The sequence below is a fragment of the Geodermatophilus sp. SYSU D00815 genome (assembly GCF_054050035.1).
On sequence record NZ_JBJGYO010000004.1, the window covers coordinates 127104 to 152618 of the forward strand.

Sequence of the window (25515 nt, forward strand, 5' to 3'; positions counted from 1 at the left end):
GCGACCTGCCGCAATTCCCCGCTCCAGCCGGCTGCGGGGTCGTCCGTCAGGCCGGCGGGCCGCCGAGCAGCAGGACGCGCAGGAGGTGCATCGCCACGACCACCGACCGAGCCCGCACCGCCGACCGCGAGCCGGGCACGCGCAGCGACCGGACCTCGCGCCCGTCCGGTCCGACCGCGCACAGGTGCACGGTGCCGACCGGCTTGTCCGGCGTCCCGCCGCCGGGCCCGGCGATCCCGGTGATGCCGACGCCGATGTCGGCGCCGAAGCGGTGGCGCGCGCCCTCCGCCAGCGCGGCGGCGACCTCGGGGCTCACCGCGCCGTGCTCCGCGAGGACGTCGGCCGGGACGGCCAGCAACTGCTCCTTGGCCCGGTTCGCGTAGGCGGTCACGCCACCGAGCACCCACGCCGACGAGCCGGGCCGCTCGGTCAGCCGGGCCGCCAGCAGCCCCCCGGTGCACGACTCCGCCGTGGCCACGGTGAGCCCGCGGTCGGCGAACGCCTGCGCGACGAGCTCGTCGAGGGTCGGTCCGCGGGAGTAGAGGGTGCCGCCGAAGTCGGTCTCCACGGCCGCGACGAGCCGGCCGTAGGCCTCCTGCGCCTCCGGCCGGTAGCGGGTGACGATCTCCAGCTCGCCCTCGCGCAGGCAGGTGGTGATCTCCAACCCGCCCAGCTCGGCGTCGTGGTCCCGCAGCGTGGCCGCCAGCTGCGACTCCAGCGTCCCCCACAGCCGCAGCGTCTCCTGCCGGAGCTCGGTGCGGTCGGCGAGCGCCCGCCGGACCGGCTCGGCGGCCAGCGCCGCCGGCCACATCCCCTGCAGCTCCGCCGGCGGGCCGGGCAGCACCAGCACCGGCGGCCCGCTGCGGCCCCCGGCGGGGGGCACGACCAGCCCGGGCGCCGTCCCCACCGGCTCGAGCACGGTGGCCCCCTCCGGCACCAACGCCTGCTTGCGCACCCCCGCCGCGGTCGCCTCGGGGTCGGCCCGCCACCCCCGGCGGGCCATCAGCCGCTCGACGATGCCGCCGATCCGCTGCTCCAGCGCGGGGTCGACGGCCGACGGCCGGCCCTGGAAGTCGCCGACGATCTGCGCGGTGAGGTCGTCCGCGGTCGGCCCGAGGCCGCCGGAGGTGACGACCAGCCCGACGCCGGAGCCGACGAGGAACTCCAGAGCGGAGCGGACGTCGTCCGGCCGGTCCCCCACGACCACGACGTGCCCGACGTCGACCCCCAGCGCGCGCAGCTGCTCTGCCAGCCACGGACCGTTGCGGTCGGCGACCCGGCCGGTCAGGACCTCGGTACCGGTGACAACGATGCCGGCGCGCATGCCCACCCGGCGACCCTAACCGGGATGCACCCGTCCGGCTGCGGACAGCAGCGACGCTCCCGACCCGCGGTCGCGGTTGCCGGGGACGACGGGCGCGCCGTGGCTAGCGTCCCGAGCGCAGCGGATCCGGCGCACGGGTCCGTCCCGGCAGCCAGGAGGAGCGGCGTGTCCCTTTCCCCACCTCCCCCGCGCACGAGCGCGCAGCGCACGGTGCGGCTGACCCGCAACCGGGTCCGGGACGACGGCCCCGCCGTCCCCCCGCCGGCGCCGGTGCAGCCGACCGGTCCGGTCGACGGCCTGCCGCGCCCGCCGGCCCCCGCGGTGCCGCGGGTGCGCGCGAGGCGGGGCACCGCCGCCGTCCGCCTGCTGGTGCTCGCGTCCGCCGTGCTGCTGGAGACTGGGCTGCTGCTGGGCCTCGGGGGCGAGGAACGGCTGTGGACGGCTGCCCCGCTCTGGGCCGGCTTCGCCACCGCCGCCGTCCTGCTGTGCGTGCTCGCCTCGGTGCGCTCCCGGCAGCTGCGCAACGACCGCGCCTGGAAGACCTCCGCCGCGGGGCTGACCGGGCTGGCGGTCTTCTGGGTGCTGGTGGTGCTGCCGGAGGCGACGACGAACCGCGGCTTCGTGCTCACCGCCGCGCTCGGCTGCCTCGGCGTGGCCCTCTGGATCGCCCCGGCCCGCCGGCCCTGAGCGGTCACCCGCCCCGGCCGTTGCCGTTCCCGCCGCCCCCGCCGTTACCGTTCCCGTTGCCGTTGCCGTTGCCCTGACCCCGGCCGTTCCCGTTGCCCTGGCCGCGGCCGTTGCCGGTGTCCGCGGTCCCGGCCGCCTCGGTGCCCCCGCTGACGGCCTCCACCGGGGCGGGGGCCGGGGCAGGCGCCGGAGCCGGGGCCTCGGCGGTCGCCCCGACCCGCACCGCCGCGCTCGGGGAGGTCGCCACCGGCGACGCTGACGGGGACGGGGACGGCGGGGCCACCGCGTGGGTCACGGTGACCAGGTCGCCGGGGGCGAGCGTGCCCACCGGGCCGACCGCCAGCACGGTGCCGGGCGCCACCTCGCCGGTCGGGGTGGGCACGCGGGTCACCCGCAGGCCGGCGGCGACCAGGGCGCCCTCCACCTCGTCCACCGGCCGGCCCACGTGGTCACCGGAGCGCAGCACGACACCGTCGGCCGTCGGGGTGCCGGCGGCGGCCGGGGGCACCGCCGGCGGCTCGCCCAGCAGCTGCAGCGTCCCCACGCCGATCACCGCCCCCACCACCAGCGCGGCCGCGGGGGCCAGCACGCGCAGCGCGCTCCGCCGCGACGACGGCGCCGCGGGGAGCCGCCGGGTCGGCGGCCCCGCCGGCAGCGGGCGACCGGCCAGCACGTCGTCCACGGCGGCACGGAAGGCCGCCCCGTCGGGGAACCGCTCGGCGGGGTCCTTGCGCAGCGCCCGCGCGATCAGCTCGCGCACCGGGCCCGGCACGTCGTCGGGCAGCGGCGCCGGCTCCTCCCGGATCTGCCGCAGCGCGATCTGCACCGGCGTGCCGCCGTCGAACGCGCGGCGGCCGGCGAGGCACTCGTACCCGACCATGCCGAGGGCGTAGACGTCGGCCGCCGGGCCGCCCCGGCCGCCCTCGGCCTGCTCGGGGGAGAGGTACTGGGCGGTGCCCACCACCTGCCCGGTCTGCGTCAGCGGCACGTCGGAGGCCGACCAGGCCACGCCGAAGTCGGTGACGCGGACGACGCCGTCGTCGCCGAGGAGCAGGTTGCCCGGCTTGACGTCGCGGTGCACCACCCCGGCGGCGTGCGCGACCGCCAGCCCGGCCGCCGCCTGCCGCAGCAGGTCCAGCGCCCGGCCCACGGGCAGGCGCCCCTCGCGGGCGAGCACGGCCGAGAGGGCCTCGCCGTCGACGAGCTCCATCACCAGGTAGGCCAGGTGCTCCCCCGCGCCGTCCCGGGCCGGCACCTCGCCGTAGTCGAAGACGGCCGCGACGTTCCGGTGCACGAGCCGGGCGGCGTGGTGGGCCTCGGCCCGGAACCGGGCCAGGAAGGTGGGGTCGCCGGTGTACTCGCTGCGCAGCACCTTGACCGCCACCGGCCGGCCCAGCAGCAGGTCACGGCCGCGCCAGACCTGCCCCATGCCGCCGGTGGCCAGCAACGACCCGAGCTCGTACCGACCGCCCAGCGGCGGCCCGCCCGGTGCGACCACCGACGTCTCCCCTCCCGCGACCAGGCCCTCCCCTGCCCCGGGGGAGGTCTGCGCACACCTGGGTGCACGGACGGGTGACGCTCGGCGGATCAGTCCTCGCCGTCGTCCCAGTCGTCCCGGTCGCCGGTGACGGGCGACTGCTGCGTGGTGGACGTCGGGGTGCCCGGGTCGGCGCTCGTGCTCGTCGGCGCCGAGGTCGAGGTCGGCGGGCTGCTCGGCATCGTCGTCTCCGGCGCCGTCGTCCCGTCCGCGCTCGTCGTCGGCGCCGCCGCCTCGGTCGTCCCGGTCGGCTCGGCGGCCTCGGTGAGCGGCTCCTCGGTGGTGGTCTCCTCGGCCGGCGCCTGCTCGCCCCGGGCGGCCGAGCCGACCGACCCGGTCGAGGGCGGCGGCGCGCCGGGGTCGCGGGCGTAGGTGACGACGACGACGTCGCCGGCCCGCAGCTGCGTGCCCGCCGGGCCGACGTCGGTGACCTGCCCCGGCTGGGCGGCGGGGTCGACCACCGGCTTGAGCTGGACCTCCAGGCCGAGCTCGCTGAGCTCCCCGACCACCTCGTCCACCGGCCGGCCGACGAAGTCGGCCGCGCTGAGCACGATGTCCTCGCTGTCGAGCTTCTGGGTGGCGGCCGCGGGCGAGGAGCGGCCGTCGTCGGCGGCGCGCTGCAGGTACAGGAACCCGACGCCGGCGCCGGCCGCCAGCAGCAGCAGCGAGAGCAGCACGATCGCCATCGACCGCCGCCGGCGCGCCGGCGGGCGGGCCTGCGAGCCCGTCCGCGGGCCGCCGCCGGCCGCGTGCACCTGGGTCGGCGGGTCGGCCGGGTGCCGGCGGGGCGGCGGGGGCACCGCGGCGGCGGGCCGCTCGACGGCCACCGTCTCGGGCTCGCGGCCGGCGAGGACGCTCTCGATCGCGCCGACGAAGGCGGCGCCGTCGGGGAAGCGGGCGGCCGGGTCCTTGTCGAGGGCCCGTGTGACGAGGCTTCGGATGCCCCGGGGCAGGTCATCCGGCAGCGGCTCCGGCGCCTGGCGCACCTGCTTGAGCGCGATGGTGACCGGGTTGTCGCCCTCGAACGCGGGGCGACCGGTCAGGCACTCGTAGCCGACCAGGCCCAGCGCGTAGACGTCGCTGGCCGGGGTGGCGTGCTTGCCCTCGGCCTGCTCCGGCGACAGGTACTGCGCCGTGCCGATGACCTGGCCGGTGCGGGTCAGCGGCACGCTGCCGGCCGACCAGGCGATGCCGAAGTCGGTGATCTTCACGCTGCCGTCGTCGCGGACCAGGATGTTGCCCGGCTTGACGTCGCGGTGGACCATCCCCACCCGGTGCGCGTCGGCCAGGGCGAAGGCCGTCTGCCGCAGCACCGACAGCGTGGCGGCGACGTCCAGCGGGGCCTCGCGGCGCAGCACCGCCGAGAGCGGCTCGCCCTCGACCAGCTCCATCACCAGGTAGGCCAGGGTCTCGCCGCTGCCGTCCTCGGCCACGACCTCGCCGTAGTCGAAGACGGCGGCGATGTTGGGGTGCGACAGCGACGCGGCGTGCTGGGCCTCGGCGCGGAAGCGGGCGAGGAAGGTCGGGTCGCCGGTGTACTCGCTGCGCAGCACCTTCACCGCGACCGGGCGGCCGAGCAGGATGTCGCAACCGCGCCAGACCTGGCCCATGCCGCCGGCGGCGATGAGCTCCTCCAGCTCGTAGCGGTCACCCAGGCACCGTCGACCTGGTTCGACCACCGTGGGTCACTCCTCGCGCTCCGGCCCGACGTTCTGCGGGCCGCCACACTGCCGCCCCGTGGCACGCGCAGCGGGCGCCACCCGGGTCACAGGATTCCCGGAAGGCACACGCCTCACACATGCCCCACCGACGATAAGGCACGGTCGGCCGTGACGGACCGATCCGCGCGGTGACCACCTGGGCTTTCGCCCGGATCAACCGTCGAAGAGTGTCCGACCCCACCAGTCGGCGTCGTCCCGGACCCCCGGCGGGCAGGCGAAGACCGCCGAGGACGTGTGCCGGGTGAACGCGTTCATGGCGTCGCCCGCCAGGTTCCGCTGCACCTGGACGAACCCGGTCGCGGGATCGCGCTGGTAGGCGATGAAGAACAGCCCGGCGTCGAGCCGGCCGTCCGGGTCCGAGCCGTCGACGAAGCTGTAGCCGCGGCGCAGGATCGCCGTCCCGGCCTGGGCCGGGTGGGAGAGGAACACGTGCGAGGTCTCCGGGATCGCCGGCCGCCCCTCCACCCGCGCGGCGAAGTCGACGGGGTCGAACTCCTGCCGCTGCCCGAGCGGGGCCCCGGTGCCCTTCGTGCGGCCGATGACCTGCTCCTGCTCCTGCGCCGTCGTGCCGTCCCAGGTCTCGAGCAGCATCCGGATCCGGCGGGTGACCAGGTAGGAGCCGCCGGCCAGCCAGCCGGCGCCGTCGTCGCCGCCGACCCAGACGAACCGGTCCAGCGCCAACCCGTTCTCGGCCTTGAGGTTGGCGGTGCCGTCCTTGAAGCCGAACAGGTTGCGGGGGGTGGCCTGCCCGGTCGACGTCGACGAGGTGCGGCCGAACCCGAGCTGGGACCAGCGGACACGCACCACGCCCGCGCCCAGCCGCACGAGGGTGCGGACGGCGTGCACCGCCACCTGCGGATCGTTGGCGCACGCCTGGACGCACAGGTCGCCGCCGCTGATCGCGGGGTCGATCGCGTCACCGGGGAACTCCGGCAACGCCGCCAGGGGCGCCGGCCGGCGGGCGGCCAGGCCGAACCGGTCGACGCCGTCCTCGGTGACGAACAGGGTCGGGCCGAAGCCGACGGTGAGCGTCAGCCCCGAGGGCGGCAGCCCCTGCGCCTCGCCGCTGTCGCCGTCCCCGACGTCCTCCCCCGCGGCCAGCCGGCGGGCGGCGACGGTCCAGCCCTCCAGCATCGCGACGAGCTCGTCGCGGCTGTCGGTGACGACGTCGAACGCGACGAAGTGCAGCCGGTCCTGGGCGGGGGTGACGATGCCGGCCTGGTGCGCCCCGTGGAACGGGACGGCGTCGCTCGCGGTCGCGACCGGGGCGGGGGGCGCGGCCGGCTCGTCCTCGGCGGTGGCCCGCCCGATGGCGCCGCCGGCGGCGCCGGCCACCAGCGCCCCCGCGGTGCCGGCACCGAACCAGCCGAGCAGCCGTCGGCGCGACACCCCCGCCGGCTCTGCGTCCATCCCCGCCATCCCCTCCAGGGTCGGTGATGCGCGGCTTGACGTGCCCGCGAGGGTGCTGTGACGGTGAGCACACCGGCCGCGGGTGCGGCCCCGGCCGGGTCCTCGATGCCGCGACGACGGGAGATCCCCCATGGCCAGCCCGCAGCCCACCGCCCCCGACATGACGGAGGTGCTGGCCGATGCACCCACCAACTGGGGCAAGTGGGGCGACGACGACGAGGTGGGCTGCCTCAACTACCTCACCGCCGACGAGGTCCTCCGCGGGGTCCGGCACGTCAAGAAGGGCGAGGTGCACACCCTCCAGCGGCTGATCGGCGACCCCAAGGGGGACCCGGTGTGGCCCGGCCGCACGCCCGCCACGCGGACCCAGATCCTCGACGAGTCGAGCTGGGACGGCGAGGGGGCGCCGCAGTTCCCGGGCGGCCTGCACTACGCCGACGACAAGATCGACGCCTTCCTGCAGGGGTCCACCCAGTACGACGCGCTGGGGCACGTCTGGTACGGCGGGAAGATCTGGAACGGCTACGACGCGCGCACCACGGTCGGCGGGATGGACCGAGCCAGCGTCCTGCCCATCGCCGAACGCGGCGTCGTCGGCCGGGGCATCCTGCTCGACATGGCCCGCTTCCGCGGGAAGGACAGCCTCGACAAGGGCGAGACGTTCACCCACGAGGACCTCGTGGCCTGCGCCGAGGCGCAGGGGACCCCGATCGAGAAGCGCGACGTCCTGCTGGTCCGGACGAACTTCCTGCAGCTGTTCCACGACCTGGGGGATGCGTTCTACGAGGGCTTCAACGAGCCCGGGCTGGTCTACAGCCCCGAGCTGGTGCGGTGGTTCCAGGACATGGAGATCCCCAACCTGGTGACCGACACGATCGCCAACGAGGTCACCTTCGACCCGAACAACGGCACCGCGCTGCCGCTGCACTGCGCCCTCATGCGCAACCTCGGCGTGGCCTTCAGCGAGATCGCCGACCTCGAGGGGCTCGCCGCCAGCTGCGCCGAGGACGGCCAGTACACGTTCCTCTACGCCGCCGCCCCGCTGAAGATCCGCCTGGCCGCCGGCTCCCCCTGCAACCCGCTCGCGATCAAGTGAGCTGACCCGCCCGCGGCGACGTGGGCACAGGAGGCTATGCATGCGGATCAGCACCCGGAACCGTGTGCACGGCCTCCTGTGCCTGGCCCACGGACGGCGACGAGGAAGGCGGGACGACGACGATGTCCGACACCGTGACCCGGGAGGACGACGCCGGCGTCGCCACCCTGATACTGCAGCGGCCGGGCCTGTCCCACGCCCTGCGCACCGACCTGCTGGCGGCGGTGCGGGAGGTCGCCGCCGACGACGGCGTCCGCGCGGTGCTGCTCACCGGCACCGGGCGGGCGTTCTGCGTGGGCCAGGACCTGGCCGAGCACGTCGAGTCGCTGCGCGGGAACGCGGCGACCTCGCTGGGCGTCGTCGAGCAGGAGTACAACCCGCTGGTCCTGGCGCTGGCCGCGCTGCGGGTGCCGGTCGTGGTCGGCATCAACGGCGCGTGCGCCGGCGCCGGGCTGGGCCTGGCGCTCGCCGGCGACCTGCGGGTGGCCGCCCGGGGGGCGAAGTTCACCACCGCCTTCACCGGCATCGGCCTGTCCAGCGACTCGGCGCTGGCCGCCCGGCTGGTGCACTGCGTCGGCGTCTCGCGGGCCACCGAGCTGCTGCTGCTGCCCGAGCCCTTCCCCGCCGAGACCGCGGCCGAGTGGGGCCTGGTGCACCGCGTGGTCGGGCCGGAGCAGGTGCTGGAGGAGTCGCTGGCCCTGGCCGCGCGCCTCGCCGCCGGGCCGACCGCCGCCTACCGCGCGGTGAAGACCGTGCTGGCCACGGCCGCGACCGCACCTCTCGAGGAGACCCTCGCGCTGGAGGCGCGGCTGCAGACCGAACTCGGGCAGACCGACGACCACCGCGAGGCCGTGGAGGCCTTCCTGGAGAAGCGCCCGGCCCGCTTCGTCGGGCACTGAACGCACCGGGAGCCGGCGGCCGGCGAGGCAGGAGGCCCGCCCAGCGCCTCACCCCTCGGCGGGCGAGGGGTGAGCGAGGACGGGTCCTGGGAGTGCGCCTGCCGCCGGGGCTCCCCACCCCACCCGGCGACAGGGCGTCCGAGGGCCCGCGCTAGCGGGTCAGGGCGACGCAGGACGGGCAGACGTCGCGGGCGGCGGGGGGCCAGGCGGTCTCGGTCATGATCCGCGCGAGGGCGCCGCACAGGGTGAGCTCGCAGGCGCCGTCGAGGTCGACGGTCGGCCGGTGCACCTCGACGGCGTGCCAGAGGGCCGCGGTGGGGCCGTGCGCGCGGCTGCGGGCGGCGGCGTGGAGGGTGGTCGGCGCGACGGTCGGGGTCGTCATGCCCGAAGGGTCGGCAGCGCCGGGCCGGGCGGTTACGGCCGCCCGCGGGCGCCTCCCCCGCAGGGGTGAGCCGGCCAGCGTGCGCGCGATGCCGGGTGCCGGGGCAGGATGCGCTCATGGAGCTCACCAAGCACGGTCACGCCTGCGTCCTGCTCAGCGACGGAGACCGCCGGCTGGTCATCGACCCGGGCGCCTTCACCGACCCGTCGGTGCTCGACGGCGCCGGCGGCGTCCTGGTGACCCACGAGCACGCCGACCACTTCGTGCCCGACGTGCTGCGCCGCGCGATGGACGCCGACCCGGGCCTGGAGGTCTGGACCAACGGCTCGGTGGCCGGTCAGCTGGAGGGCCTGGGGACCCGGGTGCACGTGGTGGGCCAGGGCGACGCGGTGACGGTCGCCGGCTTCGAGGTGACCGTGCACGGCGAGCTGCACGCGCAGATCCACCCCGACATCCCCCGGATCCCGAACATCGGGTTCCTAGTCGAAGGCCAGGTCTTCCACCCGGGTGACGCCTTCACCGTGCCCGACGAGCCGGTGGCGACGCTGCTGCTGCCCCTGCAGGCGCCGTGGTCGAAGATCGCGGACGTCATCGACTACGTGCGCGCCGTCCACGCCGACCAGGCGTTCGCCGTGCACGACGGCCTGCTGAACGAAACGGGTCTGGGTGTGCTGGGCGGCCTGCTGGGCGAGCGGGGCCCGGGCACCCCGACGCCCTTCAGCCGGCTCGCCCCCGGGGACTCCGTCGAGCTGTAGGAGTCCGCGGGGGCGAGCCGGCCGAGCGGGTCGGGCGGCGGTTACCGGACGGCGCGGTTGCGGCCCCCCGAGACGCCCTCGGCGACGCCCACCAGCAGGACGGCGGCGACCACGGCGATGATGAAGCCGATGATGTTCAGCTCGAAGACGTCGCCGGTGCCGATGAGGCTGGCGATCAGGCCGCCGATGACGGCGCCCGCGATGCCGAGCAGGATCGTCGCCAGCATGCTCAGCCGCTGCTTGCCGGGCTTGATCAGTCGGGCGAGGACGCCGATGACGGCGCCGATGACGATGAGGCCGAGAATCTGCCAGATCACGGTGTCTCCTCTGGGTGAAGGACCGGTGCGCGCCCCGTCCCCGGCAGGCTGCCGGGTGCACGCGCCGGTGCTCTGACCCCCGTGTACCCCCTACGAACAGCGAGGATGCACCGTTCCCCCGATCAGGGCCAGGCAGATGTCGACCAAACCGCCGGGTCGATCTCGTCGATGACCGACGGTTAGCCCCCGGTCACCTGGGCGACGTGCGCGGGCAGCTTGTCCAGCTCGCCCTCCACGGTGGAGCGCACCATGCGCTGCAGCGCCCGCCGCTGGATGCCCTGGACCAGCCGGCTGCCGCCCTTGGCCTCGTGGGCGAGCGTGATGGTCACCCGGGTGCCGCCGGCGTCGGCGTCGGCCAGCTCGATCCGGGTCGTCCACGTCTCCGGCGTCAGGTCCAGGCGGGTGGCGACCACCTCCCGCGGCACCCACTCCACGATCTCGCCGCGGGGAGCCCCCTCGGCGGGCGGGCGGTCGTCGAGGCGGCCGGGCACGCAGACGAACGTCGTCCCGGTGCCGCCGGTGGGCGGGCCGGTGACGACGTAGGAGACGTCGCACACCGCGCAGTAGGGCTGGAGGACGGCGAGGGCCTGCCAGACCGTCGCGCGGGGGAAGGGCACCTCGCGGCTGGCGCTGGCCGTCGTCATCGCGCCCATCGTACGGACGGCGCGGTCAGCGCCCGCCGACGGAGACCTCGAACTCGACCTGGCTGACGTCGGGTCGCAGGCGGGAGAAGCTGTGCACCAGCGGGTGCCCCCCGCTGTCGTGCACGGTCGTGCGCACCACCAGCAGCGGCGAGCCGGCGACGACGTCGAGCAGCTCGGCCTCGTCCGGGGCGGCCATGCCGACGTCGACCACGATCCGGGCGTGCGCGAGGTCGGCGCCGTACTCGGTGCGCAGGTACTCGTACAGGGAGCCCTCGCTGAAGTCCTGCTCGGCCACCGCCGGGTAGGCCGCGGCGGGCAGGAAGCTGTGCGCCACGTGGTTCGGGGCGCCGTCGACGCTGCGCAGCCGGACCAGCTCGACGACGTCCGTGGCCACGGCGAGGTCGAGCAGCTCGGCCACCCACGGCGGCGCGGGGACGACGCGCTGGGTGAGCACGGTGACGCCGACCTGCGCACCCTGCTCGGCCATCACCGAGCCGAAGCCGGCGATCCGGTGCACGAAGCTCTCGCGGTACTCGTGCCGCATGGCCGGGCGCGTGACGAAGGTGCCGCGCCCCTGCTCGCGCACCAGGTGGCCGTCGGCGACCAGGCCGTCGACGGCGCGGCGCAGGGTGATCCGGCTGACCCCGTACTCGGCGCACAGCTGCGGCTCCGGGGGGAGCAGGGTGTGCTCGGGCAGCGCCAGGACCCGGCGCCGCAGGTGCTCGCGGACCGACAGGTACTTCGGCCCCGTGGTCGCGCTCGTCACGGCGCCAAAGGTACTGGACGCATAGACGTCTGGTCGTCATGTCGTATGAGACGTCCGTCCCACCTCGACATTTTCACCCGACCTACCGACGCGGGAAGTCGTCATGACGTAATGTCCTCTGCGACCCGGCCCCTATCCGAGGAGAACCGCCGGTGCGCATCGGCATCCTGACCGGTGGGGGCGACTGCCCCGGCCTGAACGCCGTCATCCGCTCCGTCGTCCGCTCGGCGACGATCCACCACGGCAGCGAGGTGCTCGGCTTCCGCGACGGGTGGCGCGGCCTGCTCGAGGACCGGACGACGCCGCTCGACGTCCCCGCCGTCGACGGGCTGCTGACCCGGGGCGGGACGACGCTCGGCTCGGCCCGCGTGGCCCCCGAGAAGCTGCACGCCGGCATCGGCCGCATGACCGACGTGCTGGCCGCCCACGGCGTCGACGCGCTCATCCCCATCGGCGGCGAGGGCACGCTCACCGCGGCGAACATGCTGTCGCAGGCCGGGGTCCCGGTGGTCGGCATCCCGAAGACCATCGACAACGACATCGACGGCACCGACCTGACCTTCGGCTTCGACACCGCGGTCAGCATCGCCACCGAGATGATCGACCGGCTGCACACCACGGCCGAGTCGCACCAGCGGGTGCTGCTGGTCGAGGTGATGGGCCGGCACGCCGGCTGGATCGCGCTGCACGCCGGCCTCGCCGCCGGGGCGCACGTGACGCTGGTCCCCGAGGAGCCCTTCGACGTCGCCGAGGTGGCCAAGCTGGTCGAGGACCGGTTCGCCCGCGGCGACAGCCACGTCATCGGGGTGGTCGCCGAGGGGGCGCACCCGAAGCCCGGGACGATGCTGGTCCGCGACGGCGGCGTGGACGAGTACGGCCACAAGCGGTTCACCGGCGTGGCCCAGCAGCTGGGCGAGGAGCTGGAGGCGCGCACCGGCAAGGAGGTGCGCACCACCGTCCTGGGCCACGTCCAGCGCGGCGGGACGCCGACCTCCTTCGACCGGGTGCTGGCCACGCGGTTCGGCCTGCACGCCTCGGAGGCCGCCCACGAGGGCCGCTTCGGCACGATGGTGGCGCTGCGCGGGACCGAGATCGAGCTGGTCCCCCTCGCCCGGGCGGTGGCGCGGTTGAAGACGGTGTCGTCGTCGCGCCTGGCCGAGACCCACGCCTTCACGGGTTGAGCGGCTCGTCCGGCCGGCCGGTCGGACAGGGGCCGGCGGGGGTACCTGTGCAGCCACAGCCGTCACAGAGCACGATCGACCCGTGACCGGAACGCCGGACTGGCGCCAGCGCAAGCGCGAGGAGACGCACGCCCGCCTCTACGAGACGGGCATGCGCCTGTTCCGCGAGCGCGGCTACGACCACGTCAGCGTCAGCGACATCGCTGCCGCGGCGAAGGTGTCGGTGCCGACGTTCTACGCGCACTACCAGAGCAAAGAGCACATCGTCATGCCGATCCCGACGCAGGACGAGGTGGACGCCGTCCTCGCCGCCCAGCCGCCGGACATGCCGCTGGCGGAGCGGGTGCGCAGCGGCCTGCTGGCCTGGATCGCGCACTACGGCCCGGAGGAGCGGGCGCAGCTGCTCGACCGCTGGCGGATCGTGGTGGCGACGCCGGGGCTGCGCAACCGCGCGGCGGAGTTCGAGCGGGCCACCGCCTCGCTGGTCTCCGACGCCCTCAAGGCCGAGACGCGGTCGGGCAGCTCACCGGTCGCGATGGACGTCGTGGTGACCGCCAGCCTGTCGGCCTACACGCAGATCATCCTGCGCTGGGCCGAGGGCGACGGCCGGCGGCCGCTCGAGGAGGTCGCCGAGGACGTCCTCGCCGCGCTGCGCGAGCTCTGAGCAGGGCCCGCGGCGGGCCTCAGGAGGAGCGCAGCTCCACCACGGTGACCTCGGGGCGGGCGCCGATCCGCATGGGCGGACCCCAGAAGCCGACGCCCGAGGTGACGTAGAGCTGGGTGTCCCCGTGCCGCGACAGCCCCTCCACCGCCGGCTGGTCGAGCCGGATGGCGGCGTCGAACGGCCACAGCTGACCACCGTGCGTGTGGCCCGACAGCTGCAGGTCGACGCCGGCCGACCGCGCCACCGGCAGCATGTACGGCTGGTGGGCCATGAGCACCACCGCCCGGCTGTCGTCGCGGCCGTCGAGCGCGGCGTCGAGGTCGGCGCCGTGCCCCGCGACGCCCGAGGAGGCGGCGGTCCGGTCGTCGATGCCGGCCAGGTCGAGCGCGGCCGCCCCCCGGCGGATCTCGACCCGCTCGTTGCGCAGCACGTCGATGCCCAGCCGGGGCAGGTGGCGCAGCCAGGCCCGGGTGTCGACGAAGTACTCGTGGTTGCCGGTGACGAAGTAGACCCCCTGCTCGCTCACCAGGTCGGCGAGCGGGGCGACGTCCGCGGCCAGCTCGTCGACCGATCCGTCGACCAGGTCGCCGACGATCGCCACGACGTCCGGGCGCTGCTCGTTGACCAGCTCCACCACCCGCTCGAACCGGCGGCCGCCGTACGTGGACGACAGGTGCACGTCGGAGAAGGTGACGATGCGCAGGCCGTCGAGCGCCGGGTCCAGCCGGGGCAGCGCCACCGGCACCCGGCGGACCACCGGCGAGGTGTTGGCCAGGAACGCGCCGGTGCCCGCGGTGCCCAGCGCCACCGCGCCGGCGGTGAGCGCCAGCCCGCGCGCGAGCACCAGCCGCCGGGTGGGGTCGGGCACGGTCTCGGGCACGGCGGCGCCGGGGCCGGCGGCCGGCCGCGTCCTGGCCCACCGGCGCAGGGCCAGCCGCACCGGCTCCAGTGCCAGCAGCGCCAGGAACGCGTAGAACGCGATGCCCAGCCAGGAGTAGGCCACCCAGTCCAGCGGCGCGGCGGTGGCAGGCGGGAGCTGCCGGCGCAGCACGAACGCCAGCGGCATCAGCACCGCCAGCACCACGGTGAGCAGGGTCAGCCACCGGCGGGCCCGGCCGGGGCGGGTGGTGCTGCGGACCAGCCGCCACCACAGGTACGCGTGCAGGATGCCGACGGCGAGCAGCAGGACGGTGCCGAAACCCAGCACCTGGACGACGGACAGCGGAGCCTCTCAGCGGGTCGAGGGGACCGCGGCGGCCGCGGTCACCTGCGGGTGGCCTGCTTCAGCGCGGCCTTGTACGCGGGCCAGGATGCCCAGAACTCGCGCTCGGCGCGGTCGGCCCGGGCCTCCTCGAGGGCCTCCAGCCGACCGTACGTCCACGCGTTCTCGCCGGCGGCGTAGGCGGCCAGCCCCAGCCGGCGGCACTCCGCCCGGGTGACCACGGTGTCCTGCCGCTCCCCCAGCACGTCCTGGAGCTCCTTCATGACCCCGACCAGGTCGGCGACCGCGGTGCCGAGGACGGGCGCGGCGACCTCCGCGGTGTAGCGGACCCGCTTGGCGGCCTTGCGGGTCTCGTGCAGCAGGTGGTCGCGCGCGGCCTGCTCCTCGGCGGAGCGGGCCGACCGCACGTCGCGCCGCAGCCGTCGCACCGTCCTCGCCAGGACGGCGCGCAGCACGGGGGCGGCCGGCTGGTCGGCCTCGCCGGTGAACGGCGGCTCGGCGACCAGGGCGTCGAGCCGGTCCCGCAGGGCGAGGTACCGCTCCGACCGGAGCGTCCGGGTCGCGTCGGCCGTGCCCTTCGCGTGGTCCTTGACCTCCTCCTGCTGCAGCCGGGCGGCCACCGGGCCGAGGACCAGCTCCACCGGCTGCTCGCGCACCAGCCCGCGCAGGTGCTCCAGCGCCACCTCGGCGTCGCGGGCGCCCGAGAACTCCTGCCCGAGCCAGCGCAGCTCGTCGCGGATCCCGTCGGTGTGCTGGCGTGCCAGCACCGGCCGGTAGGCGGCCAGGATGCTGCGCAACCGGCGGCAGGCGACCCGCAGGTCGTGCACGCCCTCGGCCTGCTCGGTGCGCACCATCAGGTCGGCGTCCTGCAGGGCCTGCACCTGGGCGGCCAGCGCGGCGCGGACGATCTCGCCGGCGGTGGCCTTCTTCGGCTTGCGGATCTGCGCGGGGGCCGTGCCGTCGAGCGCGGTCAGCCGCGGCGCCAGCACACGGGCCAGCTTGGACGCCGACCCCGACGGGCGGGCGCCGGCGGCCTCGACCCGCTGCACCACGGCGGCCAGCAGCGCCTCGTCGCCGTCGACGAGCTCGACCTCGAGCTCCCGCCAGACCTCGACGGTGGCCGGCTCGCCGGGCGCGACCGACAGGAGCGTGGCCGTCACGGTGTCGTCGGCGACCTCGGCCAGCACCGCGCCGCCCTCCCCGCGGAGCAGCGTGACCACCCGGCGCGTGGAGAGCGTGGCCACCGGTCCGAGAGCCGCCCGCCGGGCGATGCCGAGCACCGGCTCCTGCACGCGCTTGGGCGGCACCTTGGCGGCGCGGCCGAGCGGCGAGTGCAGCTCCCGGCGGGCGCCGTTCCCACCCGGCAGCTTCACGTGCCAGCCGGCGTCGGGGCCGCCGGTGCGCCGGCGCAGCGTCACCCTGGCGCGGGCCAGCCGCAGGTCGGGCGTGTCGTGGTAGACCGCCTCGAGCCGGCGCTCCTCCGGGCCGTCGACGGCCGTGACGCCGTCGACGCCGGACAGGTCGGGCAGGGCGAAGTCCGCGCCGACGTCGAACTTGCGCTCGATCTCCACGTGCACCTCGGGCACCGGGGGCCTCCTCGCTGCTGGGGGTACCCCGACGATCCCACCTGTGCCCGCCGGGTGCCCGGGCGATGTTCGCAGGTCCCGACCGCTGGGCACCGTCGGGGGCGACATCGTCAGGCCCAGAGGGGAGCCGGCCCATGCTGACCGATCGCGAGGTGTCCGCGGCCGTGGGCGCCACCGCCTACGACGCGCAGGGCGACAAGATCGGCACCGTCGAGCACTTCTACGTCGACGACCGCAGCGGCACGCCCTCCTGGGTGGCCCTCATCACCGGCCTGTTCGGCACCCGCACGTCGATCGTCCCGGCGCAGAGCGCGTCGTTCACCGACGGCCGGCTCGTCCTGCCGGTCACCCGGGAGTCCGTGCGCTCGGCGCCGGACGTCGGCTCCGGCGGGCACCTGACGCCCGACGACGAGTCGCGGCTGCGCCGGCACTACGGCCTGGACGTGGCAGGGGTGGGGGAACCGGCCTGGACCAGCGGGGACACGGGCCTGACGCCGGTCGGCGCGGCGCCTGCCGAGGCCCCCGCGGGGACCGGGCAGGACGTCGCGGAGCCGGCGCCCCCGGCCGGCGGGGGCATGGTGCGCAGCGAGGAGCGGCTGCGCGTGGGCACCGAGCAGGTCGCCGCCCGCCGGGTCCGGCTCGTCAAGTACGTGGTCACCGAGGAGGTCCAGATCACCGTGCCGGTGCGCCGGGAGGAGATCCGGGTCGAGGAGGTGCCCCTGGACGGCGCGCAGCCGGGTCCCGGCGAGTCGCTGGTGGAGACCCCGGCTGCCGCGGGCGGACCGGGCGGGCGGGACGACGACCTGGAGATCGTGCTGCACGCCGAGCGGCCGGTGGTCGGCGTCGAGGTGGTGCCCACCGAGCGGGTGCGGCTGCGCACCGAGCTGGTGCAGGGGCAGGAGCAGGTGACCGGCCAGGTGCAGCGCGAGCAGATCGTCGTCGACCAGGACGCCGGACCCCGCACCGGGGGCTGAGCGGCGGGGGCGCCGGGCTAGCGTGCGGGGCGGACACCGCCGTCCTCACGCCTCCAGGGAGCCGCCCCGTGGACTTCGCCCCCGATCCCCGCACCACCGAGCTCGCCGGCCGCCTGCAGGCCTTCCTCGACGAGGAGGTCCTCCCGGCCGAGGAGGTGTTCGCCCGCCAGGTGCAGACGTCGGGCTGGGACCGGCCGCCGGTGATCGAGGAGCTCAAGGCCTCGGCGCGCGAGCGCGGGCTGTGGAACCTGTTCCTGCCGCGCGAGCACTTCGAGCGGCACGGCTACGGCGCCGGGCTGACCAACCTGCAGTACGCGCCGCTGGCCGAGCTGACCGGCCGCAGCCCGGCCCTGGCGCCCGAGGCGGTCAACTCGGCGGCGCCCGACACCGGCAACATGGAGCTGCTCTCGCTGTTCGGCACCGAGCAGCAGCGCACCGAGTGGCTGGAGCCGCTGCTGGCCGGCGAGATCCGGTCGGTGTTCTCGATGACCGAGCCCGCGGTCGCCTCCTCGGACGCGACCAACATCCGCACCGAGATCCGCCGCGAGGGCGACGAGTACGTCATCCAGGGCCGCAAGTGGTGGAGCTCGGGGGCGATGAGCTCCTCGTGCCGGGTCGCGATCGTCATGGGCGTCACCGACCCCGACGCCGAGCCGCACCGCCGGCAGTCGATGGTGCTCGTGCCGATGGACAGCCCCGGCGTGAGCGTGGAGCGCTCGACCAGCGTCTTCGGCTTCTCCGACGCCCCGCACGGCGGGCACGCCGAGATCCACTACGACGACGTCCGGGTGCCGGTGGCCAACCTGCTCGGCGAGCCGGGCTCGGGGTTCGCGCTGGCGCAGGCCCGGCTGGGCCCGGGCCGCATCCACCACTGCATGCGGCTGCTCGGCATGGCCGAGCGGGCGGTGGACCTGATGGTGGACCGGGTCAAGCAGCGGGTCGCCTTCGGCAAGCCGGTCGCCGAGCAGGGCGTCGTCCAGCACTGGATCGCCCAGTCGCGGATCCGGATCGAGCAGGCCCGGCTGCTGGTGCTCAAGACCGCGTGGCTGATCGACACCGTGGGCAACAAGGGCGCCCGCACCGAGATCGCCGCGATCAAGGTCGCCGTCCCCGAGGTGACGAAGTACGTGGTGGACCGGGCCATCCAGGCGCACGGCGGCATGGGCGTCAGCCAGGACACCCCGCTGGCCTCGCTCTACGCCCAGGCGCGGCTGCTGCAGATCGCCGACGGCCCCGACGAGGTGCACGAGATGGTCATCGCCCGGCGGGAGCTGAAGGCACGCGACTGATGCGGAGTGCCAGGGACGCGTTCTCCCCGCCCTGGCACTCCGCTCACGCCCGGCGGTCGGGGAGGAAGCGGAAGCGGTCCCGGGTGGCGGCGACCTCGGCGGCGTCGACGTCGGCCAGCACGATCGTCTCCACGCCGGCCGCGGTGGCCAGCAGCTCGCCCGTCGGGCTCACGATCCGGCTGTCGCCGACGTGCTCGGTGCCGTCGCCGGCCACCCCCACGCGGTTGCAGCCGACGACGTACGCCTGGTTCTCGATGGCGCGGGCCTGCAGCAGCGTCTGCCAGTGGTGCCGGCGCGGGCTCGGCCAGTTGGCCGGCACCAGGTAGACGTCGGTGTGCGCGGCGGCGTCCCAGAAGACGTTGGCGAAGCGCAGGTCGTAGCAGATGAACGGGGTGACCCGCAGGCCGCCGATCTCCACCGTCGCCGGCTTCTCCCCCGCCCGGAACCGCTCGTGCTCGCCGGCGTGGGTGAAGGGGTGCAGCTTGCGGTAGCGGTGCGCCGCCCCGTCCGGCCCGGCCAGGACGAAGGAGTTGTAGGGGAGCTCGCCGTCGGCGGCGACCTCCGGGCAGGTGCCCCCCACCCACACGCCGTGCTCGGCGGCCTGCGCGGCCAGGAACCGCGCCGACGGCCCGCCCTCGGGCTCGCCGATGCCCGGCGTCATGGAGAAGCCGGTGGAGAAGGTCTCGGTGAGCAGCACCAGCTCCGCGCCCGCGCCCACCGCCCGGGCCACCTGCGGGGCCAGCCGCGCGAAGTTGGCGTCGCGGTCCTCCCACACGATGTCGTGCTGCACCGCCGCGATCCTCATGACATCCCCCTCAACCGCTCCACCGCTTCGCCCAGCACCTCGTCACGCTTGCAGAACGCGAACCGGACCAGGTGCCGGCCCAGGTGCGCGTGCGCCGGGTCGTAGAAGACCACGGTGGGGACGGCGACGACACCCGCCCGGGCCGGCAGCGACCGGCAGAACGCCAGCCCGTCGCCGTCGGGCTGCACCGGGCGGACGTCGACGGTGGCGAAGTACGTCGCCTCCGGGCTGATGACCGGCAGCCCGGCCTCGCGCAGGCCCTGCACCAGGACGTCGCGGCGGTACTCCAGGTCGCGGGCGATGCCGGCGAAGTACTCGTCGGGCAGCGCCAGCCCCGCGGCGACCGCCGGCTGGAACGGCCCGCCGTTGACGTAGGTGAGGAACTGCTTGGCGGTGCGGACGGCGGCCACCAGCGGCGCGGGGCCGCAGACCCAGCCGATCTTCCAGCCCGTGGTGTTGAAGGTCTTGCCGGCGCTGCTGACCACGAGGGTGCGCTCGCGCATGCCGGGCAGGGTGGCGATCGAGCGGTGGTGGGCCCCGGTGAAGACCAGGTGCTCGTAGACCTCGTCGGTGAGCACCAGCAGCTCGTGCTCCATGGCGAGCGCCGCGAGCGCCGCGAGCTCCTCGGCGGTGAAGACCTTGCCGGTGGGGTTGTGCGGTGTGTTGAGCAGCAGCAGCTTCGTGCGCGGGGTGACGGCGGCGCGCAGCTCGGCCGGGTCGAACCACCACGCGCCGTCACCGGTCGCCGGCGGCCGCAGCGGCACCGGGCGCAGCACGCCCCCGGCCATGGCGACGCCGGCGGGGTAGCTGTCGTACATCGGCTCGAACAGCACGACCTCGTCACCGGGCTCGAGCAGGGCGATGAGCGCCGCGGCGAGCGCCTCGGTGGCGCCGGCGGTGACGAGCACCTCGGCGTCGGGGTCGTAGGCGTGCCCGCGGAAGCGCTGCACGTGCGCGGCGATCGCGGCGCGCAGCTCGGGGATGCCGGGGCCGGGCGGGTACTGGTCGTGCGCGGTGCCGATCGCGGCCCGGGCGACGTCGAGCACCTCGGGCGGGCCGGGGTGGTCGGGGAAGCCCTGGCCGAGGTTGACCGAGCCGGTGGCGACGGCCAGGGCGCTCATCTCGGCGAAGATCGTGGTCCCGAAACCCTGCAGGCGGGACGAGAGGTACGGCACGCGGGTCACGGCACCACCTTCTCGAAGCGGACGCGGCGGGCGGCGACGTCGGCCTCGACCAGCCGCACGCGCGCCCGGGTGCCGGGCGTCAGCGCCCCGGCGCAGCGGGCGCGCACGGCGAGCGCGTCGAGCACCACGGTCCCCTCGTCGACCGCCACGCCGGCGAACACCGTGCCCTCCCGGCCGTGCAGCAGCCAGGCCTCGGTGGCGTCGACGACCGCCCGCTCCACCTCGCGGGTGCGCCGGTCCGAGGCGGCCATGAGCGCCGGCAGCTCGGGCAGCGCGGCGCGCAGCCGCTCGTCGGGGGCCCGGCCGGCCGCCAGGGCGAGGCAGACCTCGGTGGCGAACCGGTCGACCAGGCGGCGCAGCGGGGCGGTGACGTGCGCGTACGGGGCGGCGACGCCGGCGTGCAGCGGCTGCTCCGGCGGCGCGCCGTCGAAGGCGGTGTAGCCGGAGCCGCGCAGCAGCGTGGCGGCCTCCTCGAGGAAGGCCGCCTGCCGGGGATCGCCGGCGTCCAGGCGGCCGATCACCGCGCCCGGGGAGGCGCCGGGCGGCCAGTCGACGCCGAGCGCCGGGGCGAGCAACCGCAGCCGGTCGACGTCCTCGGGCCGGGCCGGCGGCAGGGTGCGCAGCAGCCCCACGCCACCGTCGAGCATGAGGCCGGCCGCGCACCGGCCGGTGAGCAGCGAGATCTGCGCGTTCCAGGCCTCCACCGGCAGGTCGCCGCGGAAGGCCAGGGTCCAGCCGCCGTCGCCGTCGGGGCGCACCTCCTGCTCGGGGGTGCCCAGCTCGATCGCCCCGCGGTCGGCGGCGCGCTCCAGCAGCAGCCGGCCGATCCGCGGCAGCAGCGCCAGGGGGGCCGGCAGCTCCCCGGCGTCGGCCTGCCGCTGCACCGACGCGTAGTCCAGCTGGGCGCGGCTGCGCACGCGGGCCCGGCGCACCCCGGAGCCGCGCAGCTCGCCGTCGGCGTCCAGGTCGAGCGTCCAGACGACGGCCGGGGTGACCTGCCCCGGCAGCAGGCTGGCCGCGCCCTCGCTCAGCACCGGTGGGTGCAGCGGGGTCCGGCGGTCGGGGCAGTAGACGGTCTGCCCGCGCCGGCGGGTCTCGGCGTCCAGGGCGCCGCCCGGCCGCACGAACGCGGCGACGTCGGCGATGGCGTAGGTGATCCGGTAGCCGGTCCCTAGCGCGGCCAGGTGCACCGCCTGGTCCAGGTCGCGGCTGCCCGGCGGGTCGACGGTCACCAGCTCGACGCCGGTGGCGTCGAGCTCGGGCAGGGGCGGGCGGGCGGCCGCGGCGGCGGCCTCGGCCAGCGCGCGCGCGTCGAACTCCTCGGGCACGCCCAGCTCGGCCCGGATCGCCGCGAAGTCCGGCGGCTCCGGCGCGGCGGGCGCCCAGTGCGGCACCCGGAGCGGGTGGCGGGCGGGACGGTCCACCGACCACCTCCGGCGTTCCACGTGGAACCGAGCGGCGATCAGCCCCCGGCCGGCTGCTCGCGCAGCTCCCGCCTCAAGATCTTGCCCGTCACCGTCTTGGGCAGCTCGTCGATCAGCTCGACCTGCCGCGGGTACTTGTAGGCGGCCATCCGCTCCTTGCAGAACGCGATGAGCTCGTCCGGCGTCGCCCCGGCGCCGGGCTTCAGGGAGACGAAGGCCTTCACCGTCTCGCCGCGGTACTCGTCGGGGACGCCGACGACGGCCGCCTCGCGCACCGCCGGGTGCTCGTAGAGCACGTCCTCGACCTCGCGCGGCCACACCTTGTAGCCCGACGCGTTGATCATGTCCTTCTTGCGGTCGACGATGAACACCCAGCCCTCGGGCGTCATGAAGCCGACGTCCCCCGAGCGCAGCTCGCGGCCGGGCAGCGCGTGCTCGGTCTCGTCGGGCTTGCCCCAGTAGCCGAGGACGACCTGCGGGCCCTTCGCGCAGATCTCGCCGACCTCGCCGAGCGGCACCGGCCGGCCCTCCTCGTCGAGGATCCGGACGACGGTGTTGTTCACCGGCACGCCGACCGAGAACGCGCCGGACGCCGGGTCGACCGGGGAGGCGACACCGCGCGGCGTGGCCGTCATGGGCGAGGTGGTCTCGGTCAGGCCGTAGGCGTTGTGGATCGGCACGCCGGTCGCCTTCTCGAACGCCTCGGCGGTGGACGGCGCGATCGCCGCGCCGCCGGAGTAGATCCACTCGAACGACGCGAAGTCCTCGCGGGCGAACCCGGGGGCGTTCATCAGCGCGATGAACACGGTGATCGCGCCGATGGTGAACGTCGGCCGGTGCTCGCGGACGGCGTCGAGCACGACCTGCGGCTCGAACCGGTAGGCCAGCACCAGCGGCGACCCGGAGAGCAGGCAGACGCCGATGTGGCCGATCAGCCCGGTGATGTGGAACAGGGGCGCGACCCCGAGCACCGAGCCCCGCGTCCCGACCCCCACGTAGTCCCGGTAGACCTGGCTGGTGAAGCAGACGTTGCCGTGGGTGTTCATCGCCCCCTTGGGGGTGCCCGTCGTCCCGGAGGTGTAGGTCAGGAACGCGACGTCGTCCACGCCGTAGGAGACCTCCGGCACGTCCTGCCCCCGGTGCGCCTCGATCAGCTCGGTGAGGTCGGTGGTGCCGTCGTGCCGCTGCCGGGAGACGCCGGCGAACAGGCGGGGGTCGTGCCGGGTCTGGAACTCCAGCTCCGAGGTGGTGAGCACCAGGGTGACATCGGTGTCGGGGACGACGCCGCGGGCGACGGAGCCGTAGAGGGACTCGAGGCAGAGCAGCACCTTCGCACCGGAGTCGCGCAGCTGGTAGCGCAGCTCGCGGTCCCGGCTCATCGGGTTGACCGAGACCATGATCCCGCCGGCCTTCCAGGTGGCCAGCAGGGCGAGGACGAACTGAGGCACGTTCTGCAGGTAGACGGCCAGCCGGTCGCCGCGCTCGAACCCGTGCGCCCGCAGCCCGGCGGCCATCGCGGTGGACAGCTCGTCGAGCTCGCGCCAGGTCAGGCCGCCGTCGAAGTAGGTCACCGCGCGGTCGTCGGGCCGGGCGGCGACGGTGGCGCGGGCCATCGCCAGGGCGTCGGTGAACTCGACGGCGACGTCCGGTGCCTGGTCGGGGGTGTAGAGGGCGAGCCAGGGACGGTCGTCGTACGTGGTCACGGGAGGCTCCCCTTCGACGGCGGTGTCGGACGCGCCCCATACAAGCCGAGAGCCAGGTCACAGTCCACCGGCGGTCTCACCCGATGCGGACGTCCTCCATGCCCTCGATCGCGACCACGTCGCCGCGCCGCAGCTGGCGGCCGCGGCGCTCCTCCGGCTCGCCGTTGACCCGCACGGCGCCGGTGAGCAGCACGTCCTTGACCTGGGCGCCGGTGGGCACGGCGTCGACCAGCTTGAGCAGCTGCCCCAGGCGGATCGTCTCCTCGCCCGCGCGCAGCTCGACGGTGCGCACTCAGGCCTCCCCGAGCTCGTCGCCGACGGCCACCGTGCCGGCCTCGCGCACCAGCGCGCCGACGGCCAGGGTGCTGCCGCGCTCGCGGTGGATGGTCTTGAGGACGCCGGTGTCGCGGCCGATCCCGCCGGGCTGCGGGCGGGTCACCATGACGCAGCGCGACACCGGTTCGCGCAGCTCCAGAACGGCGGAGCCGAGCCGCCGACGGGTGCCGACCAGCGCGTCCTCGCCCGCGCCGTCCAGGACGACGTTGGCGCGGAAGCGGCGGCGGTCCCAGCCGCCGAGGGTGCCGGTGGACACCAGGGTGACCCGGAAGTCGGGGTTGTCGTGGAAGGCCTCGGCGGCGCCGCGCCACGGGTACCAGGCGTCGACCTCGTCGTCGTCGGTGCCCTCGTACCGGGGCGCGTTGGCGGTGGCCGCGCGCAACCCGATCCGCCGGCCCGCCCAGTCGGACAGGACCGCGTCGTCGGCGGTCACGGTGCCGTCGGGGAGCACCACCTCGACGCCGCCGTCGGCGCGCAGCCGGCCCGCGGCGAAGAGCAGGTCGGGCACCCGGCGGGCGGTGAGGCCGAAACCGGTGTCGAGGTCGAACAGCGCCCACTGCCGGTCGCCGGCGACGCCGAGCGGGCCGAGCTCCGCCGTCGGCAGCCGCTCGCCCTGCAGCGACTTGACCGGGTACCGCCACAGCTCGGCGACGCGCACGCTCAGCCCGCCGGCGTCCAGGACAGCGACCAGCTGCCGCGCCACTGCCGCCCGGGCTCGAGGACGACGAGGTCGACGCCGTCGGCCAGGGCGTTCGGCGGGCAGGTCATCGGCTCGACGGCGAGGCTGCGCCGGCGCTCCCCGGCGGGCAGGGTGTCGCCGCTGTACACCTGCAACCACGGCCAGCCCTGGTCGACCGCGAGGGTCAGCTCCCCCGCCGGCCCGGCCAGGCGGACCCGCGCCCAGCCGTCGTCCTCCCGCGCGAGGTCGGTGAGCGGGTCGTCGAAGCGGCGGTCGCCGATCCGGCCCACGGCGCCGTCGAACGGCCGCGTCTCGCCGGTGGGCAGGCCGTCGTCGCCGACCACCACGAGCGTGCGGGCCGGCAGGGTGAGCTCGGCCTCGGCCAACCCGCCGTCCTCGCGGGCGCCGACGCCCAGGTAGGGGTGCATGCCGGCGCCGAACGGGGCGGCGGTGTGCCCGGCGTTGCCCACCCGCAGCGTGACGTCCAGCTGGTCGGAGGAGAGGGCGTAGTCGACCGCCGCCGCGAGCCGGAACGGGTAGCCGGGCCGCGGCTCGACGATCGTGCCGACCGACAGCACGCCCTCGCTGCGGTCGAGCACCGACCACGGCTGCCACGAGACCAGGCCGTGGATGGCGACCGGCCGCTGCGCGGAGGTGATGTCGAGCTGGTGCTCCTCGCCCTGCCAGGTCCAGCGCCCGTCGCGCAGCCGGTTGGGCCACGGCAGGAGCACGTGGCCCCGGCGGCCGTGCGGCACCGTCCCGGACGGGTAGCCGTCGATCACGTCCCAGCCGCCGACGACCAGCCGGCGCACGCCGCCGCCGCGCAGGTCGACGTCGAGCCGCGCCTCGTCGCACAGCAGGCGGGCCTCGGCCGGCTCGGTGGCCGGCCACTCGGGCGATGTCCGCGGGGAGATCGGCACGCCCGTCACC

General features: G+C 75.7%; 25 protein-coding genes. 8 read left to right on the forward strand and 17 right to left on the reverse strand.

What is annotated here, in order from left to right; translation table 11 throughout:
* Positions 1-46: 46 nt before the first annotated feature.
* Positions 47-1324, reverse strand: coding sequence for a competence/damage-inducible protein A (locus ACI78S_RS06665; RefSeq protein ID WP_456971698.1), 1278 nt, complete (start codon positions 1322-1324; stop codon positions 47-49).
* A gap of 165 nt (positions 1325-1489) precedes the next feature.
* On the opposite strand from ACI78S_RS06665, the gene ACI78S_RS06670 reads away from it, so the two are divergent.
* Entirely contained in the window at positions 1490-2011 is a 522-nt protein-coding gene (locus tag ACI78S_RS06670) for a hypothetical protein (RefSeq protein ID WP_456971448.1), read from the forward strand.
* A 4-nt stretch (positions 2012-2015) separates the two neighbouring features.
* Here ACI78S_RS06670 and ACI78S_RS06675 read toward each other — a convergent pair whose 3' ends face one another.
* The 3 genes from ACI78S_RS06675 to efeB all read right to left on the reverse strand — a co-directional run bounded on the left by ACI78S_RS06675 (position 2016) and on the right by efeB (position 6679).
* Positions 2016-3509 (reverse strand): protein kinase domain-containing protein, encoded by a 1494-nt coding sequence (locus ACI78S_RS06675; RefSeq protein WP_456971449.1) that lies wholly within the window; start codon positions 3507-3509, stop codon positions 2016-2018.
* An 89-nt stretch (positions 3510-3598) separates the two neighbouring features.
* Positions 3599-5227 carry a protein kinase domain-containing protein gene (locus ACI78S_RS06680; RefSeq protein WP_456971450.1) on the reverse strand — a complete coding sequence of 543 codons (1629 nt, stop codon included), beginning with the start codon at positions 5225-5227 and terminating at the stop codon, positions 3599-3601.
* Positions 5228-5422: 195 nt separating this feature from the next.
* Positions 5423-6679, reverse strand: coding sequence for an iron uptake transporter deferrochelatase/peroxidase subunit (gene efeB, locus ACI78S_RS06685; protein WP_456971451.1), 1257 nt, complete (start codon positions 6677-6679; stop codon positions 5423-5425).
* A 130-nt stretch (positions 6680-6809) separates the two neighbouring features.
* Here efeB and ACI78S_RS06690 point away from each other — a divergent pair, with 130 nt between their 5' ends.
* Together ACI78S_RS06690 and ACI78S_RS06695 are read left to right on the forward strand one after the other, a co-directional pair.
* Complete coding sequence (locus ACI78S_RS06690; protein WP_456971452.1) at positions 6810-7775, forward strand: cyclase family protein; 966 nt, start codon at positions 6810-6812, stop codon at positions 7773-7775.
* A gap of 122 nt (positions 7776-7897) precedes the next feature.
* Positions 7898-8674, forward strand: a complete 777-nt coding sequence (locus tag ACI78S_RS06695) for an enoyl-CoA hydratase-related protein (RefSeq protein WP_456971453.1) — start codon at positions 7898-7900, stop codon at positions 8672-8674.
* Positions 8675-8825: 151 nt separating this feature from the next.
* On the opposite strand, the gene ACI78S_RS06700 is transcribed toward ACI78S_RS06695, so the two are convergent.
* Positions 8826-9056 carry a hypothetical protein gene (locus ACI78S_RS06700; protein ID WP_456971454.1) on the reverse strand — a complete coding sequence of 77 codons (231 nt, stop codon included), beginning with the start codon at positions 9054-9056 and terminating at the stop codon, positions 8826-8828.
* Between the two features lie 116 nt (positions 9057-9172).
* Between ACI78S_RS06700 and ACI78S_RS06705 the strand changes: the two genes are divergently transcribed.
* The gene (locus ACI78S_RS06705; RefSeq protein WP_456971455.1) at positions 9173-9811 is read left to right on the forward strand and encodes an MBL fold metallo-hydrolase; all 639 of its coding nucleotides are present in this window, start codon (positions 9173-9175) and stop codon (positions 9809-9811) included.
* Between the two features lie 41 nt (positions 9812-9852).
* Here ACI78S_RS06705 and ACI78S_RS06710 read toward each other — a convergent pair whose 3' ends face one another.
* From ACI78S_RS06710 to ACI78S_RS06720, 3 genes are all read right to left on the reverse strand, one after another.
* Positions 9853-10128, reverse strand: a complete 276-nt coding sequence (locus ACI78S_RS06710; RefSeq protein ID WP_456971456.1) for a GlsB/YeaQ/YmgE family stress response membrane protein — start codon at positions 10126-10128, stop codon at positions 9853-9855.
* 179 nt (positions 10129-10307) lie between these two features.
* Entirely contained in the window at positions 10308-10772 is a 465-nt protein-coding gene (locus tag ACI78S_RS06715) for an SRPBCC family protein (protein ID WP_456971457.1), read from the reverse strand.
* A 25-nt stretch (positions 10773-10797) separates the two neighbouring features.
* A complete protein-coding gene (locus tag ACI78S_RS06720) occupies positions 10798-11538 on the reverse strand; it encodes a GntR family transcriptional regulator (protein WP_456971458.1) in 741 nt (246 codons plus the stop codon).
* Between the two features lie 152 nt (positions 11539-11690).
* Between ACI78S_RS06720 and ACI78S_RS06725 the strand changes: the two genes are divergently transcribed.
* Both ACI78S_RS06725 and ACI78S_RS06730 read left to right on the forward strand, forming a co-directional pair.
* Complete coding sequence (locus ACI78S_RS06725) at positions 11691-12719, forward strand: ATP-dependent 6-phosphofructokinase (protein ID WP_456971459.1); 1029 nt, start codon at positions 11691-11693, stop codon at positions 12717-12719.
* 82 nt (positions 12720-12801) lie between these two features.
* Positions 12802-13383, forward strand: coding sequence for a TetR/AcrR family transcriptional regulator (locus ACI78S_RS06730; protein WP_456971461.1), 582 nt, complete (start codon positions 12802-12804; stop codon positions 13381-13383).
* A 19-nt stretch (positions 13384-13402) separates the two neighbouring features.
* Here the strand turns inward: ACI78S_RS06730 and ACI78S_RS06735 are convergent, their stop codons facing one another.
* The gene (locus ACI78S_RS06735) at positions 13403-14590 is read right to left on the reverse strand and encodes a metallophosphoesterase (protein ID WP_456971463.1); all 1188 of its coding nucleotides are present in this window, start codon (positions 14588-14590) and stop codon (positions 13403-13405) included.
* A gap of 56 nt (positions 14591-14646) precedes the next feature.
* Positions 14647-16191, reverse strand: a complete 1545-nt coding sequence (locus ACI78S_RS06740) for a CYTH and CHAD domain-containing protein (RefSeq protein ID WP_456971465.1) — start codon at positions 16189-16191, stop codon at positions 14647-14649.
* A gap of 134 nt (positions 16192-16325) precedes the next feature.
* On the opposite strand from ACI78S_RS06740, the gene ACI78S_RS06745 reads away from it, so the two are divergent.
* Positions 16326-17165, forward strand: a complete 840-nt coding sequence (locus ACI78S_RS06745; RefSeq protein ID WP_456971467.1) for a DUF2382 domain-containing protein — start codon at positions 16326-16328, stop codon at positions 17163-17165.
* Positions 17166-17233: 68 nt separating this feature from the next.
* Positions 17234-18454 (forward strand): acyl-CoA dehydrogenase family protein, encoded by a 1221-nt coding sequence (locus ACI78S_RS06750; protein WP_456971469.1) that lies wholly within the window; start codon positions 17234-17236, stop codon positions 18452-18454.
* A 43-nt stretch (positions 18455-18497) separates the two neighbouring features.
* Here ACI78S_RS06750 and ACI78S_RS06755 read toward each other — a convergent pair whose 3' ends face one another.
* From ACI78S_RS06755 to ACI78S_RS06785, 7 genes are all read right to left on the reverse strand, one after another.
* Positions 18498-19259 carry a nitrilase-related carbon-nitrogen hydrolase gene (locus tag ACI78S_RS06755; protein WP_456971471.1) on the reverse strand — a complete coding sequence of 254 codons (762 nt, stop codon included), beginning with the start codon at positions 19257-19259 and terminating at the stop codon, positions 18498-18500.
* The gene (locus ACI78S_RS06760; protein ID WP_456971473.1) at positions 19256-20443 is read right to left on the reverse strand and encodes a pyridoxal phosphate-dependent aminotransferase; all 1188 of its coding nucleotides are present in this window, start codon (positions 20441-20443) and stop codon (positions 19256-19258) included. Before ACI78S_RS06760 ends, ACI78S_RS06755 begins: the two co-directional genes overlap by 4 nt.
* On the reverse strand, positions 20440-21867 hold the full coding sequence (locus ACI78S_RS06765; RefSeq protein ID WP_456971475.1) for an RNB domain-containing ribonuclease: 1428 nt from the start codon (positions 21865-21867) through the stop codon (positions 20440-20442). Before ACI78S_RS06765 ends, ACI78S_RS06760 begins: the two co-directional genes overlap by 4 nt.
* A 38-nt stretch (positions 21868-21905) precedes the next feature.
* On the reverse strand, positions 21906-23570 hold the full coding sequence (locus tag ACI78S_RS06770) for a class I adenylate-forming enzyme family protein (RefSeq protein WP_456971477.1): 1665 nt from the start codon (positions 23568-23570) through the stop codon (positions 21906-21908).
* Positions 23571-23646: 76 nt separating this feature from the next.
* On the reverse strand, positions 23647-23862 hold the full coding sequence (locus ACI78S_RS06775; RefSeq protein WP_456971479.1) for an RNA-binding S4 domain-containing protein: 216 nt from the start codon (positions 23860-23862) through the stop codon (positions 23647-23649).
* Positions 23863-24609 (reverse strand): MOSC domain-containing protein, encoded by a 747-nt coding sequence (locus ACI78S_RS06780; protein WP_456971481.1) that lies wholly within the window; start codon positions 24607-24609, stop codon positions 23863-23865.
* Entirely contained in the window at positions 24567-25505 is a 939-nt protein-coding gene (locus ACI78S_RS06785; RefSeq protein ID WP_456971483.1) for an aldose 1-epimerase family protein, read from the reverse strand. Before ACI78S_RS06785 ends, ACI78S_RS06780 begins: the two co-directional genes overlap by 43 nt.
* Between the last annotated feature and the right edge of the window lie 10 nt (positions 25506-25515).